Here is an 18,398-nt window from a genome sequence, read left to right as displayed (position 1 = left end):
TTGTTCCTGTGTGTCAACCATGCGTCAGCGCCGCGCATGTTTTGCACAGCGGACGGACACCACTGCCCCGTCTACTCCTTGGGCGCTGTCACCGACATTGCATCCCCACGGTGTACGCGGGGCGGGTGCAAAGATCTGCGTCAAGCCGATCCGATCCGTCGGCCTGGTTGGGGCGCCGCGTCCGTGGTTGCCTTGGCGAGCAACAATTTAGGCACCCTGATGATCAGGCTCGTCCATTGCCGGTTGCCATCGCGGAATCGCGAAACCTCGTTCCGCAATCAGCGCAACCAGCATAGACGCGAGCCAAACACTCCCCTTTTACGCCACGCGATATTCGCGGATGACGTCGGGATTCGGTTCAAGGCCTAGTCCAGGACGTTGAGGGACCGCGATCGCCCCGTCCCGCGGGATGATGGCGTCACTGTAGAGCTGTGCCTCGAGATCCAGGCATCGCCATTCAACAAGGGCACCTGCGCCGCCCAGCGCCGCGCTCGCATGCACGCTCGCGAGCAACCCCGGGCCGTCATAAAAGGAATGGACCGCCACTTCAACATTGTTGGCATTTGCCATCGCAAATACCTTCTTCAATTCCGTGATGCCCCCCATTTTGGCGGGGCTCGGCTGAATGAAATCGACGGCCTTCGCCTCAAGCAGGTGCTGGAAATCCATTAGCGTCGATGCGTTCTCGCCGGCAGCAATCGGAATGCCTCCTTCGCGGCGCACCTGCGCGAGCCCCGAATAGTTTTCCGGAGGCCAGACAGGTTCTTCGAGCCAACGGAGATTGAATTGCCGGAGCTTGTTCGCCATGTCGAGTCCTTCGCGCACGGACCATGCACAGTTGACGTCGACGGTAATCTCTATGTCATCGCCGGCTGCTTCGCGAGCAGCACGGATGCAGTCGATATTGACTTCGTGCAGTTTGAGATGGCGAAAACCATTCTTCAGCGCACGCTCAACGTGTTCTTTCACCAGCGCGGGATCGGAATAGCGGATCAAGCTCGCGTAGCACCGCAGGGACGTCGCCTCGGTACCGCCGAGCAGTGCGTGCACTGGCTGATTCGCCACCTTGCCCGCGATATCCCAAAGCGCGATATCGATCGCGGACAGTCCGAAGATAACGCCCCCGCTGCGCCCGAAGATATGAAACTGCTTCTGCAGGTCAAGCATCAGCTTCTCCACCAGTGCTGCGTCGCGACCCACCAGCGCCGGCGCCAGGATCGAGTCGATCGCGGCCCTGGCAGTTGGAATGCCTGCGAAACCGAATGTTTCGCCCCACCCCACTACCCCCGTATCGGTTACGACTTTGACAATCAGCGAATCGACCGTCGGCAGTCCTTTCCCGCCCCACGATCCAATTTCCAACCGGCCCTCGCCGGCAAGGGGAATCCGCAATTGAATCGACTCAACGCTGGCGATCTTCACGATGTTCGTGCCCTCATGTTCTCGAACGATGGCCGCACCCACCGCCGCGAGGCGGGGGCGCCGATCGATCTGGTGAATTACGGCCTTGCCTTGCTCGTCTCGCCTGGGTCAGGTCTTTGCATGCCCATTGACGTACGGCGACAGCGCATTGCTGATCAAGGTGTTGACGGGCACGGAGACATCTACCTCTCTTGCCAGCGACACCACGCCGCCACCGAGCCAGGGCAGTTCAAGCCGGTTGCCCTTTTCCAGGTCGTGGAACATCGAAGAGGTCATCGTGTAGGGAAGGTTGTCGACCAGTTCCATGCATTGGTCGGCATAGTCTTCTGGCAGCGCAACACCGTGTGCGCGCCCCACCAGCACACCCTCCGCGATAACGGAGCGAAGCACACCCCGGCTGCCCTCACTCTCGCGAATCGGCCCGATTGTCAGGTGAGTGAGGCAAGTCATGGAGGACAGTCCGACCAGGAAGACGTATTTCTCCCAGAGCACTCGCGCGATATTGTCGGACAGCGTCGCCTCGACGCCTGCGGCGGCGAAGCTGCGAACCAACTCCTCCGTGCGCGCACGTTTGTGGCCGTCGTATTCACCGAGCTTGATACGCTGCAGGGCGCCAACTTGCTTGATCACGCCAGGGCGACCAATGGATGTCGCCACATAGCCCACGCCGCCGATGACGTTTTCCTCGCCAAACTCGCGCCGCAAAACGTAGTCCTTGATCACACCGTTCTGCAGCGAGAGCACCGCAGTACCCGGGCCAGCGATCTTCTTCAGGTCGCGTGCAATATCTTCCAGGTCCCACATTTTGACGGCGATGATAATGAGGTCGGGTTGATCCAACGACAGAATGTCATCGGTCGCCTTCACTTTCGCAGAGGCGTTATTGCCAAGGTCGTTTTCAATGTGGAGACCCGTTTCCTGCATGGCCTTCAGGTGTGCGCCACGCGCCACGAATGTCACATCATGGCCGGCTTGTACCAGCTTCAGGCCATAAAACCCACCCACGCCACCTGAGCCAATCACTGCAATTTTCATGTCTTCGCCCTCCAAATTGGGTACCCAATTAATCAATTGGTTCATTCTCCCTGAACCAATCTGGAGTGTCAAACAAAAAATCGACTTACTGCGCGGGACAGAGGCGAGGTGTCCGGGGAGCCGCCGGGCCGCGGGCCGTCACGGATGCAGCAAAGCCGAGGTGATGTATTGCAAATGCTCGCGTGCGGCACCGTATGCAGCCGCCGAGTCGCGGCTGCGTATCGCGGCCAGTATTTTGTCGTGCTCCTTGCGCGAGGCAGCACGACGCTCGGCGGTCAGGAACCGCTGGCGAATGCTGCCCCACTCCGCCTGCGCATCGGCCGTCATGAAGGCTTCATACGCGCTGATCAATAGCGGATTGTGCGTGGCCATGGCAATCGCGCGGTGGAAGCCTTCGTCCGCTACCTCGTACGCGTCGAAGTTGTCCGCGCGATGGTAGCGCCGGGCGCACTCGCCGAGCCGCTCCAGATCGAGCGTCGTGCAGTTCATGGCCGCGAGGCTCGCGAGATTGGGCTCGAACGCGAATCGGGCCTCGACGATCTGCTTCGGACTGACGTCGAGAGCTTCCGCTTGCGCGCGCGCCGGGGCTGCACGCGCCGCCGCGCCCCCGGCGGTCTGCTTGACGAGATAGGTGCCACTGCCGACCTTGCGCATGACACGGCCCTCGATCTCCATGACGGACAAGGCTTTGCGGATCACGTTACGCGACACTCCCAACTGTTCCGCCAAAACGCGCTCGGTCGGCAGCTTCGCTCCGGCTGTAGTACCGGTGTCCAGCAGATGACTGCGCACCATTTCGACGTTTACATCGTTCTTCACGTTGTGTGCACTCCAAAGCGCGGATTGATCGACGGCTGCCTCTGAGTCGATCGAGGTGGGTCACGGGCAAATTGTATTGGGTACCCAATATTGGGGATATCCCGAATTGGTTAAATTATGGTTACCATTTGGTTCGGTATGGTTTATAACTTTACCACCGTGACCTACATGGAGAAATGACGTGACTGCTGGTTCCTCTTCTGGCGTTCAGCCTGTTTTACATATCTCAGCCATTCGCACCCGTTATGTAAAGGTGCCCATGCGCTTTCCGTTGGGCACCAGCGCGGCCAGAATGACAGCCGCACCGTTGCTGTTGGTGGATCTGGAAACCAGGGAAGGGGTGGTGGGCCGTAGCTATCTCTTCTGCTACCGCGAGAGCGGAGCTAAGGCCATCGCGGAAGTCATGAAGGAAGCCGCGGGGCTGATCGACGGCATGCCGGTGGCGCCTGCCAGGATTGGCGAGCTACTTGGACGGCGCTACGCTCTGCTTGGCGTGACGGGCGTAGTGCGGATGGCCCTCGCCGCTATCGACATTGCGTCGTGGGATGCCCTGGCGGTGGCGGCCAACATGCCCCTCGCCACGTTTTTGGGCGGAAGCCTCGACCCAATTCGTACCTATAACAGCGACGGGCTGGGAATGATGTCGGCGAAAGAGGCGGCGGAAGAGGCCGTCAAGTTGCTCGAACCAGGCTTCGATGCGGTGAAGCTGCGGCTTGGCCACCCCAATCCTGCTACCGATCTTGATGTGACGAAGGCTGTGCGCGCTGCGATTGGCGAGTCCGTCGAACTGATGGTGGACTATAACCAGGCGCTGACGGTACCCGATGCGATCCGGCGCGGGCTCGAGCTGCGGGATATGAACATCTACTGGCTGGAAGAGCAGATTCGCCACAACGATCTGCAAGGCTACGCAGCGATCGCGAGCGAATTGACTACCCCGATCCAGCTCGGCGAAAACCTCGATGGCCCGGAGGCCGTATACGATGCCGTGGTGGCGAAAGCCGCCGACTACCTCATGCTGGACGTGGGGCGCATCGGTGGAGTAAGCGGATGGCTGCGTGGCGCCGCCATTGCAGCCGCGCGAGGCATCCCGGTGTCGTCGCATTTATTCCCCGAAATCAGCGTGCATTTGCTTGCCGCAACACCCACCGTCCACTGGCTCGAATACACGAGCTGGGCCGATGCGATCCTCGAAGAGCCGCTACAGGTTTCGAACGGATACCTCACGCCGCCGAATAAGCCAGGGCTGGGGCTGCAGTGGTCGAAGGAAGGCATCGAGCGTTGTCGCGCGGATTGAAGGGTACGCTTATCTCCCGCCGGCATGCAGTCCGTTTTATCCCGGCCGTGAAAACACGTTGTTTTTAGCGCAGCTTGAGAATCGCCTGACCGGGCCGGAGAACTCCGGCCGGCCGGCATGTGTGCCCAGCTGTAGCAGCGCTGCACTATCGTTGAGCGGATTCTTGAGTGACGCTTGTATTTTCAACGACTTCCCAGGTTTTCATCAGAACATTATTCTGCAATCCTCATAAATAAATTTAACCGTTAATTTGATTCGAATCGCCTCAATCCGTTCGATGCGCCGGCAATGTGGCGTGGGCGGTTGCTGGTGACGTCGATCCGTCTGTACTTGCGAATCCTGAAATGCCGCACCGGCAGAGCGACCTGCACGGCAGCGAAATTGAAAATGAGTCACTGGAGACAACTATGCATGACGAGAATCCCCTGGCCTCGGCGTTGAGAAAGATCAATCGCCGCTACATTCCACTGCTTTTTGCGTGTTTCGTCATAGCGTGGCTCGATCGTGTCAACGTAGGTTTCGCCGCACTCACGATGAGCCGGGACCTTGGCCTGTCATCAACGGCCTTTGGGATTGGCGCGGGTATTTTCTTCGTAACTTACGTGATTCTCGAAGTACCCGCTAACGTCATGCTCGAACGTTTCGGCGCGCGGCGCTGGTTCGCGTTGCTCATGCTAGGCTGGGGACTTGCGTCAGGCGCCATGATATTCGTGCAAGGAGAGAAATCCCTTTACGTGGCGCGTTTGATTTTAGGTGCCGCCGAGGCGGGATTCGCTCCCGGCGTGTTTTACTATTTGTCTCTTTGGGTGCCACCCGAAGCGCGGGGCCGCATGATTGCCGGCTTCCTCGTGGCAATGCCTGTAGCCAGTGTGATCGGTGCCCCGTTGTCGGGGCTGCTGATGCAACTGGACGGCATTGGAGGCCTGCACGGGTGGCAATGGATGTTTCTCATCGAGACACTACCGGCCCTTGCGCTCACACCTTTTGTTCTCCGTGTACTCTGCGACCGGCCTGAACAAGCCACATGGTTGACCGATGCGGAGCGAGAGGCGTTGAGTCGCAGTCTGGTGACCGATAGCGCAGCCGTTTCTTCGGGTCATGCTGGTGTGTTGAGTACCATGCGAAACCCGCTGGTGCTGGCCTTAGGCGTTGTCTATTTCGGTGTGGTCGGCCTTAACTACGAGTTGAGCTTCTTTTTACCGCAAATTGTTCACCAGTTTGGCTTATCGATCGTCCAGACAGGGTTCGTCGCCGCAATTCCGTTTTTTTTAGCCGGCATCGGCATGACCTGGTGGGGACGCCGATCCGACCGATTGGGCGAACGTCGTTTTCACCTGGTGATGCCGTTGGTATTAGCCGTGGCAGGACTGGCCGGCTCCACGGTCACGGATCTGCCCGTGCTTCGCCTGGTGCTGCTCTGCATTGCCGCCTTCGGGGTGTTTTCCGCGCTGCCGATTTTCTGGACACTACCGGCGGCCCTCTTTCCCGTCAGTGCGGTGGCGGCGGGTATTGCGGTCATAAATTCAGTAGGTAGTGTGTCGGGATTCGTCGACTCGTATGCAATCGGTGCAATCAAGGATGCGACCGGCTCCTTTGCAGGTGGAATGCAACTTGTTGCGGGATTCGGCGCCATTGCAATCTGCATACTGATTCTAATCACACGCAATACTGCGTGGGCTGGGACGGGAGACAAACAGACGAAGTGCGCCACGCGGTCAGAAGTGACGCCGGAAATTCCGACCGGTCGATAAGTGGAATGGCCGGGGCCTGGATCGATGCCACGCATGCCCGCCGGTCGGCATAGGGGCGACAAGAGCCCTGATCGAGTGCTTCCTTAACGTTCGGCCGTCAATAGCGCATGTACTTCGGACACTACGGCGGCCCCTTCCCCGACTGCGGATGCGACACGCTTAATCGACGTCGAGCGCACGTCGCCGATTGCAAAAACGCCTGGAACACTCGTCCGGAACGCGAAATGGGCGGCCGCCGACTCCGTCGAACCAGCACGGCCGGTTATGACAAAACCTTTGTCATCAACCTCCACTCCACATCCCCGTAACCAGCCAGTGGCGGGGTCAGCGCCAGTAAAAAGGAAGAGATGCCGAGTCGAGATTCGTGTGCGACTTCCCGCCGAACAGAAAAGAATCTCCGTCAGGCTGTCCTCGTCAGACGCGACAGACTCGATGACAGAATTGCCATGAATTGTCACGTTGGCGAACGAGTTCACGCGATCGATCAGATATCTTGACATGGTTTCACGCAAACTCTCGCGTCGAATCAGCACGTGTACGTGTGCTGCATAGCTCGCCAGGAAGACGATTGCCTGTCCAGCGGAATTCCCCCCTCCCACAAGCACGATTTCTGAACCTTGACAAAGGCGACCCTCGATCGACGACGCCCAATAGTAGACGCCCCGAATCTCAGGCTCATTGAGACCCCTGATCTGCGGGCGACGATAGGCGGCGCCAGATGCTATAACGACCGTCTTTGCACGTGCGCACCGACCGTCGCGGAGTTCAACCCTCAAGGGCGATTCCGTGCAGTGCAGTTTTGCCACTTCGGTAGGTATGACTATTTCCGCCCCAAATTTAACTGCCTGCTCAAATGCGCGGCTAACGAGAACGTGACCGGAGATGCCGGTGGGAAACCCGAAATAATTCTCGATCCTTGTGCTTGCGCCGGCCTGTCCGCCAAACCCCTTTGAATCGAAAACCAGCACTGATAATCCTTCTGATGCAGCGTACACGGCTGCAGCAAGTCCGGCCGGACCAGCGCCAACAATGACAACGTCGTACGTGTCATCTTCATCGAAGCCGCAGAGGAGACCCAGCTTCGACGCGAGCTGTGTTTCATCGGGATTGTGCAGGATAGAGCCATCAACCAGCACGGCCAGCGGCATCTGTCCTTCCACACACTGCGTTTTCGAAAGGAAGTCGCGAGCCTCATCGTCAGTGGCTGGATCAACGATCCGATGCGGATGATTAGTGCGCCGTAACATATCTGCAAGGACGACGAGTTTCGGATCGGCTGAAGATCCGACCAGGATCGGGCCACTACCATCCTGAATCAATCCGACGCGTCGGAGAATGAACGCGCGCATGATCTCTGAGCCGAGCTGAGCTTCCGCAATCAATAGCGACCGGAGTTGGTCAGGCGCGATGAGGAACGCGTCGACGTCAGTGATGGCGATCGCATCAACAAGGTATGGCTTGCCGCTGAGGGTTGCTGTCTCTCCGAGAAAGTGCCCCTCACCGACCTCCTGGAAAAGGTGAGACTGCCCGAACCCGTTTCTCACGATCAAATGTACCGTTCCGCGGGTCAAGATCCTCATGCCTTCGCTCTGCTCTCCCGCGCGAAACATGACATCGCCGGCCTTCCAGTGCTCCGTCGTCCCGAAGCGAGCCGCCTTGGCGACCCGCGCTTCGGTCAAACGGGGATACATCTGATACCGACGCCGCTCAATCTGGGTGCGCTGCGCTGCCTCAACGGTTTTGTAGTCTTCAGGCGTGACACGGTCTCCCGGCAATACACCGCTTTTCAATGTCATGGGAGTGTCTTTGCCATCAGCGGATGGGGGGCGATGAGGCAGCGGGCTATTTTCGCCACCGTTCGAATTTGAGCTCATGGTCACGGTCACACTTGAATGCAGGCTGCACGATAATCGGAAGCGACTTCTACATCGACCACCAACGTTTCGCGCCGCAGCTCGCCGCTGGTCGCAAACACACATTACCCGACACACCCGTTTGGCGTTGACGCGTATGATGCACCACGACACGCGAACCCAGGTGCGCGAGTTCCCCAGGCGCGTGCGCGACGTTCTCGGGACAATGAGCAGGCATGTGGCCTGGATCGATCCGCCTAGCCACATACGGATAGTACCTCGGCGCGTAATAAGCCGTACGTTGCCGACTGGATCGATCCCATCGCCCTGCCGGCGATCATCGACGAGTGTGGTCGTTACCTCAGTCGGCTGTCGGGCTTGGTCTACGCGAAATACGCCGACGCCTTGCGCAGGATCTCATTGACCTGGCACAGTTCACGATTGACAGCCGCAGACTCAGCGAGGCGCGGCAGCAAGAACATCTGAAATGGGTGCCGGGAAACGATAAGGTACGCTTATTCCGTCTGCCCACTATCAACTAGTCATTCTCAACGCCGCAAACCATGACTTCGCGAGGAATATCCGCCGGACTCGCGCACGCACCAACGATCACAGAAGTCAAAATCATCTCGCTCGCGTTTAATGGCGCGTCCTTACCCGATCGCCTCGGGCGATAAACAGACTGCCCTTTAAGTATGCGTTCCCCGCTGACCGCACAACGCCCGCTTTTCGGGGCGCCTCCCATCCACCACACCTGTTCCGCATAGTTGAGCGATGTCGGGTCGTGCCACGACAAAGATACCGTCGAGGCTGACAGGCGTTCGAGAATTCGAATAGTTGCACATGTGCCTCTCGCATTTCGCGCTGTCCGTTTGACTTCGTCCCTGCTTGCCCCTGACGGCAGGGACGTGCGGCGACGAATCTGATCAAAATATTCGTCGCAATCGCTCGGCGTTAGTTCCGAGCAACTGTTTAGCATCGCAAGAGTCTGCGCCCATGGATCCAGCCGAAATACGTGTTTCATCTTGAGCTCACTATCGAAAGTGGGGCGGGGGCTCTCACGAGCCGCGCCGCCAAATCTCACCGCAACACACATCAACTAGAAAACACAACGACGCTCCAGCATCAGCACGCCAGCCTACTGCCCCCAATCAGGAACGCCCGCGCAAGAGTCAGTAGCTTGCTGCCCACTTTACCGCTTGGCATCGACCAGATCGGTCTGCCGGTCCACGACTTTCCCCTGATCAGTTGATACTCTTTCGTCCAGGCCCAAGACCGCAGCTAGCATGTGATCTACGTTGTGGCCAAAGGATTGTGAAGTCGTCGCCATCTTATTGGAGATGTTTCGGGGAGCCGAGCGGAAAAACTCGGTGCAGAAGTCGACGAAGTTCCTGAGCTTCACAGGAAGAAGTTCACGGTGCGAGTAGAAAAGACATATCTCCACGCCACTTTCGGATGTGGAGCACCGGGGCAGGATGTGTGTGAGGTGCCCGTTGGCAATGTCTTCACAAACCATAGCTTCGGGTAACGTCGCGATGCCGGTCCCCGTAAGCGCCGCCGCCCGAAGCAGCACTTCGTTACCATCCATGGAGGAAACTGGAAGCACACTTACTCTCTTCCCGTTTTCCAGCACATCAATGAATTGCGTACCCTTCTGCCTCGATGCGGGGTCCAGCAAAAGGAAATGATTGGCCAACTCCGAAGCAGCCTTGGGTGTCCCGAATTGCTTAAGATAGCCAGATGCCGCAACGAAAACGTGAGGTGATCGGGACAACGTACGGCGAATTACTACAGACTGCTCTACAAGATGAGGCGGAAGAATTGCCATATCGAAATGGCCGTCATACAGATTCACCGCGCCCTCCTGAACGGAAACCATGAGGTTCACATTGGGGGCGAAAGCGCGATAGTTCGACACAAATCGGGAGAAGGTCTTGCTTACTAACATCGGGTGGACAACGAGTCGCAACCTTCCGCTGTCAATCTCACGCTCTTGCGTAACGCGACGATTCGCTTCGTCCAGTTCTTCGAGGAGACGGCGGCAACTTAGATAGTACGACTGTGCCGCATCTGTCAACGAGACTGATCGGGTTGTCCTATACAGGACCCGCGTCTGGATACTCGCTTCGAGTTTGGCGATGGTTTTGGAGATCGAGCACGGAGTCACGCCCAGTGACGCGGCAGCCTTGCTAAAACTTCGATGCTGTGCGACTGCAACGAACGTCCGCAACATGTTTAACTGGTCCATCTCCTACCTCGCTGGTAAACTCAAAAAGCGAACTACCCCCTGTGACTGGAACTGCCGCGGATCCAAAAAGCCGGCGGCTGCCATCATCGCGGATGCACCCATCGAAAATCCGACAGACCAAATAACGGTGTTCGTTCGTTAGGATTGTTGACGTATCACGTAGGAAAGCAGCTTAGCAATGTTTCCAGAACGCATACACGATATGTGGCGATAGGGATATCGTGAACATCGATAGCCGACAATTGACGACGACGCGTTGAACAGGCTGCTCAATTGTCGGTGGCCAGGCAATGTGAGGGCGTTGCGCAGCGTGCTTCGCGCGTGGCCGCACTCGGCGATTCCGATGGTGAAATCCGTGCCGAACATCTGCCCTCGGAACTGGTCCAGCAGGTCAAATCCGCCCTTGTGTGATCCGTGCGCACCTTCTCCGCAAGCTTCGCTTATCGGCTTATCCCCGCATCTTTGCCGCCGGTTAGCACACCCAGAGTGCGCGGACGTTGAGCGAGAATCTACCCTCCGTAAAACATCGTCAATCCTCTGCGTAGATATCCGAATTCCTGGTCTCTTTCATAAACAGCATGCCGATTAGGAACGCCGCCAGCGCAATCACAACGGGGTACCACAGCCCCGAATAGATATTGCCCTTCGCCGCAACGATCGCGAATGCCGTCGCGGGCAGAAAGCCGCCGAACCACCCGTTGCCGATGTGAAATGGCAGCGACATCGACGTGTACCGGACCCGTGGCGGAAACATTTCTACCAGCATCGCCGCAATTGGCCCGTACACCATCGTCACGAGAATCACGAGGACCGCCAGCACCGCCACGGTCATCGACCAATTCATTTGCGACTTATCAGCCTTGGCGGGATAGCCAGCTTCTTTTAACGCCGTACCGAGCATGGTCTCGAACGCCTTCGCCTTGGCCCTTGCGTCGGGAGCCTTACCGTCATACGCTTCGATCACCCTGTCGCCGACCTTTATCTGCGCCTGCGTGCCTGCCGGCGTCGCCACGTTCGTGTAGTTCAGACCCGCCTTTGACAGCGCGCTTTTCGCTATATCGCAGGAACTAGTGAACTTCGAGGTGCCAACTGGGTTGAACTGGAACGAGCATTCGTCCGGATTCGCACTCACTACGATAGGCGACTTTTGTGTGGCGGCTTCGAGGGCCGGGTTGGCATAGTGTGCTAATGCTTTGTAGAGCGGGAAGTAGCTGAACGCAGCGATCAGGAAGCCGGCCATGATGATCGGTTTGCGGCCGATCCGGTCAGACAGCGAGCCGAAGAGCAGGAAAAACGGCGTGCCGATCACCAGCGCTATCGCAACCAGAATGTTTGCAATCGTTCCCTCCACCTTCAGCGTCTGTGTAAGGAAGAACAGCGCGTAGAACTGCCCCGTATACCACACCACAGCCTCGCCGGCAGACGCGGCCAGCGCGAGAAGTACAAGCCTCAGGTTCTTCCATTGACCGAACGCTTCGGTCAGCGGCGCCTTTGAAGTCTTGCCCTCAGCTTTCATACGCTCAAACACCGGCGACTCATGCAGTTGGAGCCGGATCCACACCGACACGCCGAGCAGAATGATCGATCCGATGAATGGCACACGCCACCCCCAGACCCCGAACGCATCTTCCCCCATCAGTGTGCGCACGCCGACGGTCACCAGCAGCGACAGAAACAGGCCGAGCGTGGCGGTGGTCTGGATCCACGCGGTGTAGAAGCCACGCCGGCCGGCCGGTGCATGTTCCGCGACATACGTTGCCGCGCCCCCGTACTCACCGCCGATCGCTAGACCCTGCAGCATCCGCATTCCGATGAAGATGACAGGTGACGCAATGCCAATCGAAGCATAGCCAGGCAGCAAGCCAACCACAAAGGTCGACAGACCCATGATCACAATCGTTGCAAGGAACGTATACTTGCGCCCGACCATATCGCCAAGCCGCCCAAACACAATAGCGCCGAAAGGCCTTATCGCGAAGCCGGCAGCGAAGCCAAGCAGAGTGACAATGAAACTTGCTGTCGGATTGACGCCAGAGAAGAAGCTTTTGCTGATGAAGACCGCCAGCCAGCCAGCCAGGTAGAAGTCATACCATTCAAAAACGGTACCGAGCGAGGAGGCGAAGATCACCCGCTTCTCTTCCTGCGTCATCGGCGCGTGCGACGTTTGCGTGCCAACCAAATCCATATACTGTCTCCAATTCTGATATATCCAGGCGGTACGCCCCACAGAGGCGTTCCGTGGAACGATTTACGGCAAAGCCAGAAGAACTCCTACTCAGTTGAACAAGGCGAATCAGCTTGGTTCCCCCGGCTGCGGGATTCGTCGAATATCTGCAATGTCAACACGTACGAAATCGAGCATAGCGATACCGTCAAGCGGCCCCTCCGCTTCTTTATCGCGGTTTTACTGTTGCTTATCGTTGACTGCTCACACCGAAACCGAGATTAAATGCCTGCCTGAATCCAATGCGCGGCTTTCTCTGCGATCATCATCGTCGGGGCACTCGTATTTCCGCTAGTGATCGTCGGCATGACGCTCGCGTCGACAACCCGGAGCCCAGCAATGCCGCGAACACGAAGATGGCTGTCCAGCACAACGTTGGGATCGGCAAGACTTCCCATCCTGACTGTGCCAACTGGATGGAATATCGTCGTTCCAATATCGCCCGCCAGCTTGGTCAGTTCCGCATCCGAATCGTATTGGCGACCTGGTTTGTACTCTTCAGGCAGATATCTGGCGAGTGCCGGCTGTTGCGCAATGCGTCTTGTCAGGCGCAGCGAATCGACTGCAACTTTCTGGTCTTCCGGCGTACTCAGATAGTTTGGCGATATGGCTGGCGCGTCTTCAAAGTTCGCACTCTTGACGAGCACCGTGCCCCGGCTGGTGGGATTGATATTGCAGACACTTGCCGTGAAAGCCGGGAACGTGTGCAGCGGCTGGCCGAATGCTTCGAGACTCAGCGGCTGAACGTGATACTCGAGATTCGCGTGCTTCTGCGACGGATCGCTTTTTGCAAAAACACCGAGTTGCGATGGCGCCATGCTCATCGGTCCAGAACGGCGCAGCGCATATTCCAGACCAATCCTCGCTTTACCGGCCATGGTGGAAGCGAGGACGTTCAATGTTTTGGCGTGTTGAACTTTCCAGACCGCGCGCACCTGTAAATGATCTTGCAAGTTCGCACCGACACCCGGTGTATGTTGCACGACGTCGATACCGACCTTCTTCAAGTGAGAGGAAAGACCGATGCCCGACTGCTGCAGGATAGTCGGCGAACCGATCGCGCCCGCGCTCAAGATGACCTCCCGCGCCGCCCTGACATTGACAAGCTCACCTTTACGCACTATCTCAGCACCCGAACAGCGCAGCGAGCCGTCGGGACCACGATCGATGATCAGCCTTTTGACCTGCGCATGCGTCCAGATTGTCAGATTGGCGCGCACGTCCTTAATGGGTCGAAGAAAAGCTTTGGAGGTATTCCAACGCCACCCGCCCTTCTGATTGACATCGAAATAGCTGACACCGAGATTGTCGCCCGTATTGAAGTCGTCAACGAGCGGAATGCCTGTCTCCTGCGCTGCGAGTGCGAACGCGTCGAGGATATCCCACCGCAGCCGCTGCTTCTCGACGCGCCACTCGCCTGCGCTTGCGTGAACTTTAGCAATGGCATCGGCGCGCCCGTTAAGCGTCTTTCGGACTTCGGGATCTAGTTTGTAGTAACTTTCATGAGCCATGAAGTCCTTGAGGGAGTTTGCCCACGTCCACTCAGGATTGTTTGCCATGACCGCCCAACTATCGTAGTCACGCGCCTGACCCCGCATGTAGATCATTCCATTGATGCTGGATGATCCGCCCAGCGTCTTACCTCGCGGGTAGATGAGTTGTCGGCCGTTGAGTCCCTTGACCGGCTCGGTACGAAATCGCCAGTCGGTGCGCGGATTGTCGATGCAGTACAGATAGCCAACCGGTACGTGAACCCAGAAATAATCATCGGGTCCGCCGGCCTCAACCAGAAGCACAGTTTTTGTCTTGTCAGCACTGAGACGATTTGCGAGCAGGCTGCCGGCCGAGCCGGCGCCAACTACGATGTAGTCAAATTTCGACATATTCATATTTCTACATGTCCAGATAGAACGGCGCCCGTTTTCGACGCCAGAGGGAATCCGCACTCGTAACCAACTGTTTCTTCGCGCAGAAGATCGCATCTTCATCACCGTCTGCGCTCACATGAGAAAAAGTACTTTTTCCACCTTTTAAAACGTCGCGGATAAAGAAAAGAAAGGCGTGTATTTGCCTTCACATTTACCTTCGCTTTTACCGACGAGAACTTGATTGTTCCGGCTGTTGTGGCGGTCTAACTGCGTCTCCTCAATCGCCGCCCTGCACGGCAGTAGGAGCTAATTAGCCAACACCGCCCAAACGCCACAGATTGTCTGCTCCCAGCCGGCGGACTGATGCGCTCCTGATCCGCTTTGATCTCGCGCTATTGCGAAGTGTGGGACCGACTGAGTGCAATGGTCTGTGACCGACGTTGAGCGAGAGCGTAGTCGGAAGACTGCACAGGCATCCAATGAGAAATCATTAAGCTTGAAATAAGGAATTCTTATAAAGCTCTGACTACCCGATGGATCAAATGCACTCGCCCGATTTCGGCACATTTGTTCCAAACTGGAAGAACTGATATTCCGGCGACGAACTGCTTACGATGCACCCGTCACATATGCTTATTCAATCTCGCTATCCCGCGTTGCCGAACGACTCCATAACCGCGTCCCGGACCGCTGCTACAGCGGTGTCGCGCATCCTGACCGTGCGCCATCCGATCTCGATTGGATATCTCGGCAAAGCGAGTGGACAGCTTAGAAAGCGCAACCCCGTCAATCGGGATATTGCGAGCGCAGCGTGCCTTGGTATTGTCGCGACGGCATCCGATCCGTGGAGCAAATACGGTAAAGCAGCAAAGTGAGTCGTTGAAGCACAAATCAGCCTCTTTCTTCCGATGCTCGCAAGAGCTTCGTCAACAATACCCACTACGCCGCCGGACGACACGAGGACATGCGGTCGCGCCACGTACTCGTCGAGCGTCAACTGCGCGTGTAAGTCAGGAAGCGATTTGGCGTCCGCCAGACATGCATACTCTCCCTCGCCGAGCACCAGTCGACTCAGCCCACGAGACGACAATCCTCCTGCGGCAATAGCGAGGTCCATCTCCCGATTGAGCAGCGCATTGGCAACAATGTGACTGTGGGTTTGCCTGAAGATCAACCGTAGGCCCGGTGCTTTTTTTGCCGCGGCGTCCATCACCCGGTGCCCTACCGCCATTTCAAAGTCGTCGGACAGTCCGATCGACACCGACCGGCCACGATAGTCGTTCGTATCGTCTGCTGTCATCGCCAATGACTGGCGGCATCGGTCGAGCGCCTCGGTGATGACCGGTTTCAATTCATCCGCTCGAGCGGTCGGCGCCAGCCCGCGCCCCGTTCGCGTGAACAGAGGTTCCCTATAAACCACACGCAGCCTTCTCAGCGCCGAACTGACTGCAGACTGCGTGAGGTCGAGCCGAATCGCGGCTCTCCCTGCGCCGCCTTCCTCATAAAGGGCTTCGAAGACCTTCAACAGGTTGAGGTCCATCTCGACGATATCAATTTGGTTCATATCACTTATAGAGGGCACGCAGTTGCTTCATTCTATCGGTCTGCCATGATCAAAACATTCTTTGCAACAGTGGAGTAGGCAATGCCCAAAACGAACGTCGCCGCACTGCAAATCGGTTCGTCCCCGTCTGGCAAGTCCGATACACTTGCGCAGATCCTACGGTATGAGCAACGGATCATCGAGTCCGGCGCGAGTCTGGTTGTCATGCCCGAAGCGCTACTGGGTGGATATCCAAAGGGTGAAATTTTCGGTACGCGACTTGGTTACCGACTGGCCGAGGGGCGCGAGGCGTTCGCACGGTACTACGCGAATGCTCTTGACGTCCCGGGTGCGGAGACCGACGCCCTGGCTGACCTGTCCCGGCGAACCAACGCAAGTCTGGTTGTCGGTGTCATCGAACGGGCAGGTAGCACGCTTTTCTGTACGGCACTGTTTTTTGATCCACAGAACGGCATGGTCGCGAAGCACAGGAAGTTGATGCCAACAGGCACGGAGAGACTCATTTGGGCGCAAGGGGACGGTTCGACTCTGCCGATCGTCGAGACGTCAGCCGGTCGCGTGGGAGCAGCGATCTGCTGGGAGAACCATATGCCTCTTCTCCGCACGGCGATGTACGCCAAGAATGTGGAGATCTGGTGTGCGCCGACTGTCGATGAGCGCGACTTGTGGCAAGCCTCGATGCGTCATATCGCGCACGAAGGCCGGTGCTTCGTAGTGAGCGCCTGCCAGGTCCAACCGACGCCGCGCGCTTTGGGCGTGGATGTGCCTGGTTGGGACAACGATCGTCCACTCATCCGAGGGGGTAGCGTTATTGTCGGGCCGCTCGGAGAAATCCTTGCCGGTCCGCTCGTCGGCGAGCCTGGACTCCTTGTCGCCAGCGTCGACACTGAGGAACTCGTACGCGCACGCTACGATTTCGATGTGGTTGGCCACTACGCACGCCCCGATGTCTTTTCGCTCCATGTCGATGCGCGTGCGAGACGGAGCGTCGAATTCCAGACTTGACGCTTTGGCTATAGCCGGAACTTCGCCAAGGCAACCTTGATTCATCGCGATTTGTTTTGGACTCTTAATGCCTGAAACCAGGAGAGCCTGTATGTCTATCGGGAAAATGCCGGTGCTTGTCGAAGCCGTCGATCTATATTTTCAAGCGCTGCACGAGTGCGATCTGGAAAAATTTGACCGGGTCTTCCACTCGAGCTGTAGCTTGTTTGACACAGACGATGGAAAACTAACTGTCGTCCCGATTGCCGATTACCGCCGCGTCATCGCTGAACGTGTGTCGCCAATGAGCAAGGGGCAACCGCGTGACGACGTTTTGATCTCCGCGGATTTTCTGTCAGCCGATACTTCGGTTACCAAAGTTCGCCTGCGTATCCACGACAAGGTTTTCATCGATCACTTGAACTGGGCGTATGTCGACGGTGCCTTCATGATTGTGGCCAAATTGTGGCACGACATATCGACGGTCCCCGCATAACTGTATTTGTTCGCGCCATAAAAAAAGGGCAAATGGGTACTGGCTCGCTCGTGTCGATCACCCCCCGCTTGCTTTTGTTCCTTTTGCGGCATGAAGGGAGTCTCCTCCTACCCTGCCCTTCTCTTGTCGCGGCGCACGCTCTTGAACGTGCGCTTTTTTTTTACTGCGCACAAGTAGTCGTAATATCCGACAAGCGGAAGGCTTTGCGCTCACGAAGTGTTGTCTGCTTGACCATCGCGATATGAGTAACAATGGCGCAGAAAATTTGTGACCGGAGGTCCCTGCTGGCCGAAACGCTGTACGCTCGCATCGCACGTAACCGTGCGGCAAGATCGCCTCGTAAGCAGAACAGTCCTGCAGGTCGCCAATCACCACGACGACCTGCTGCTGATCGAACAGGATTGCGGCTTAGACGAGTGTAAGTGTCACGTCTATGTTGTTCCGCGTTGCGTTCGAATAGGGGCACACAATATGCGCCTTGTTGACGAGGTCCTGAGCCGCTTCGTGTGCCATGCCCGGCAACGATATCTTCAACTCGACTTCGACGCCGAACCCATTCGGAATGGGGCCGATGCCCACAGTTCCATTGACCGACACATCGGCCGGAATAGCAATTTTGTCGCGCGCGGCAACGAATTGCATCGCACCGATAAAACACGCGCTGTATCCGGCGGCAAAAAGCTCTTCGGGGTTTGTGCCTTTCTCGCCCTTTCCACCCAATCCTTTCGGTCTCGTCAGCTTCAGGTCCAGTCCGCCTTCTGGTGCCACGGCGCGCCCTTCCCGGCCTCCAGTCGCCTCGGCGTGAGCACGGTAGAGAACATTTTCGATCGACATGTC

At 57.4% G+C, this 18,398-nt stretch carries 14 protein-coding genes; 4 read left to right on the top strand and 10 right to left on the bottom strand.

Annotation, left to right across the window (positions count from 1 at the left end; all coding sequences use genetic code 11):
- Positions 1 to 318 precede the first annotated feature (318 nt).
- The 3 genes from PQR27_RS06230 to PQR27_RS06220 form a co-directional block, all read right to left on the bottom strand.
- Positions 319 to 1,422 carry a mandelate racemase/muconate lactonizing enzyme family protein gene (locus PQR27_RS06230; RefSeq protein ID WP_408522840.1) on the bottom strand — a complete coding sequence of 368 codons (1,104 nt, stop codon included), beginning with the start codon at positions 1,420 to 1,422 and terminating at the stop codon, positions 319 to 321.
- A gap of 108 nt (positions 1,423 to 1,530) precedes the next feature.
- Positions 1,531 to 2,457, bottom strand: a complete 927-nt coding sequence (locus PQR27_RS06225) for a ketopantoate reductase family protein (RefSeq protein WP_408522839.1) — start codon at positions 2,455 to 2,457, stop codon at positions 1,531 to 1,533.
- Positions 2,458 to 2,595: 138 nt separating this feature from the next.
- Positions 2,596 to 3,276: a FadR/GntR family transcriptional regulator gene (locus PQR27_RS06220; protein ID WP_408522838.1), complete on the bottom strand. Its 681-nt coding sequence runs from the start codon at positions 3,274 to 3,276 to the stop codon at positions 2,596 to 2,598.
- A gap of 181 nt (positions 3,277 to 3,457) precedes the next feature.
- Between PQR27_RS06220 and PQR27_RS06215 the strand changes: the two genes are divergently transcribed.
- Both PQR27_RS06215 and PQR27_RS06210 read left to right on the top strand, forming a co-directional pair.
- Entirely contained in the window at positions 3,458 to 4,573 is a 1,116-nt protein-coding gene (locus tag PQR27_RS06215) for an enolase C-terminal domain-like protein (RefSeq protein ID WP_408522837.1), read from the top strand.
- 407 nt (positions 4,574 to 4,980) lie between these two features.
- Positions 4,981 to 6,324, top strand: a complete 1,344-nt coding sequence (locus PQR27_RS06210; protein WP_408522836.1) for an MFS transporter — start codon at positions 4,981 to 4,983, stop codon at positions 6,322 to 6,324.
- Between the two features lie 83 nt (positions 6,325 to 6,407).
- On the opposite strand, the gene PQR27_RS06205 is transcribed toward PQR27_RS06210, so the two are convergent.
- From PQR27_RS06205 to PQR27_RS06180, 6 genes are all read right to left on the bottom strand, one after another.
- Entirely contained in the window at positions 6,408 to 8,120 is a 1,713-nt protein-coding gene (locus PQR27_RS06205) for an FAD-dependent oxidoreductase (RefSeq protein ID WP_408522835.1), read from the bottom strand.
- 595 nt (positions 8,121 to 8,715) lie between these two features.
- Positions 8,716 to 9,156, bottom strand: a complete 441-nt coding sequence (locus PQR27_RS06200; RefSeq protein WP_408525421.1) for a DUF3331 domain-containing protein — start codon at positions 9,154 to 9,156, stop codon at positions 8,716 to 8,718.
- A 213-nt stretch (positions 9,157 to 9,369) separates the two neighbouring features.
- Complete coding sequence (locus tag PQR27_RS06195) at positions 9,370 to 10,425, bottom strand: LysR family transcriptional regulator (protein ID WP_408522834.1); 1,056 nt, start codon at positions 10,423 to 10,425, stop codon at positions 9,370 to 9,372.
- Between the two features lie 529 nt (positions 10,426 to 10,954).
- Positions 10,955 to 12,610 (bottom strand): MFS transporter, encoded by a 1,656-nt coding sequence (locus PQR27_RS06190; RefSeq protein ID WP_408525420.1) that lies wholly within the window; start codon positions 12,608 to 12,610, stop codon positions 10,955 to 10,957.
- 260 nt (positions 12,611 to 12,870) lie between these two features.
- Positions 12,871 to 14,538, bottom strand: a complete 1,668-nt coding sequence (locus tag PQR27_RS06185; protein ID WP_408522832.1) for a GMC family oxidoreductase — start codon at positions 14,536 to 14,538, stop codon at positions 12,871 to 12,873.
- Between the two features lie 625 nt (positions 14,539 to 15,163).
- Positions 15,164 to 16,081 carry a LysR family transcriptional regulator gene (locus PQR27_RS06180; RefSeq protein ID WP_408522831.1) on the bottom strand — a complete coding sequence of 306 codons (918 nt, stop codon included), beginning with the start codon at positions 16,079 to 16,081 and terminating at the stop codon, positions 15,164 to 15,166.
- Positions 16,082 to 16,162: 81 nt separating this feature from the next.
- Here PQR27_RS06180 and PQR27_RS06175 point away from each other — a divergent pair, with 81 nt between their 5' ends.
- Together PQR27_RS06175 and PQR27_RS06170 are read left to right on the top strand one after the other, a co-directional pair.
- Positions 16,163 to 17,086: a carbon-nitrogen hydrolase family protein gene (locus PQR27_RS06175; RefSeq protein ID WP_408522830.1), complete on the top strand. Its 924-nt coding sequence runs from the start codon at positions 16,163 to 16,165 to the stop codon at positions 17,084 to 17,086.
- Between the two features lie 91 nt (positions 17,087 to 17,177).
- On the top strand, positions 17,178 to 17,561 hold the full coding sequence (locus PQR27_RS06170; protein ID WP_408522829.1) for a nuclear transport factor 2 family protein: 384 nt from the start codon (positions 17,178 to 17,180) through the stop codon (positions 17,559 to 17,561).
- 408 nt (positions 17,562 to 17,969) lie between these two features.
- Here PQR27_RS06170 and PQR27_RS06165 read toward each other — a convergent pair whose 3' ends face one another.
- Positions 17,970 to 18,395, bottom strand: coding sequence for an organic hydroperoxide resistance protein (locus tag PQR27_RS06165; RefSeq protein WP_408522828.1), 426 nt, complete (start codon positions 18,393 to 18,395; stop codon positions 17,970 to 17,972).
- Positions 18,396 to 18,398 lie beyond the last annotated feature (3 nt).

It is taken from the genome of Paraburkholderia fungorum (assembly GCF_046027215.1).
GTDB lineage: Bacteria > Pseudomonadota > Gammaproteobacteria > Burkholderiales > Burkholderiaceae > Paraburkholderia > Paraburkholderia fungorum_D.
Note: the sequence above shows the minus strand (reverse complement) of the source record. Positions and strands in the feature narration are given on the sequence as shown.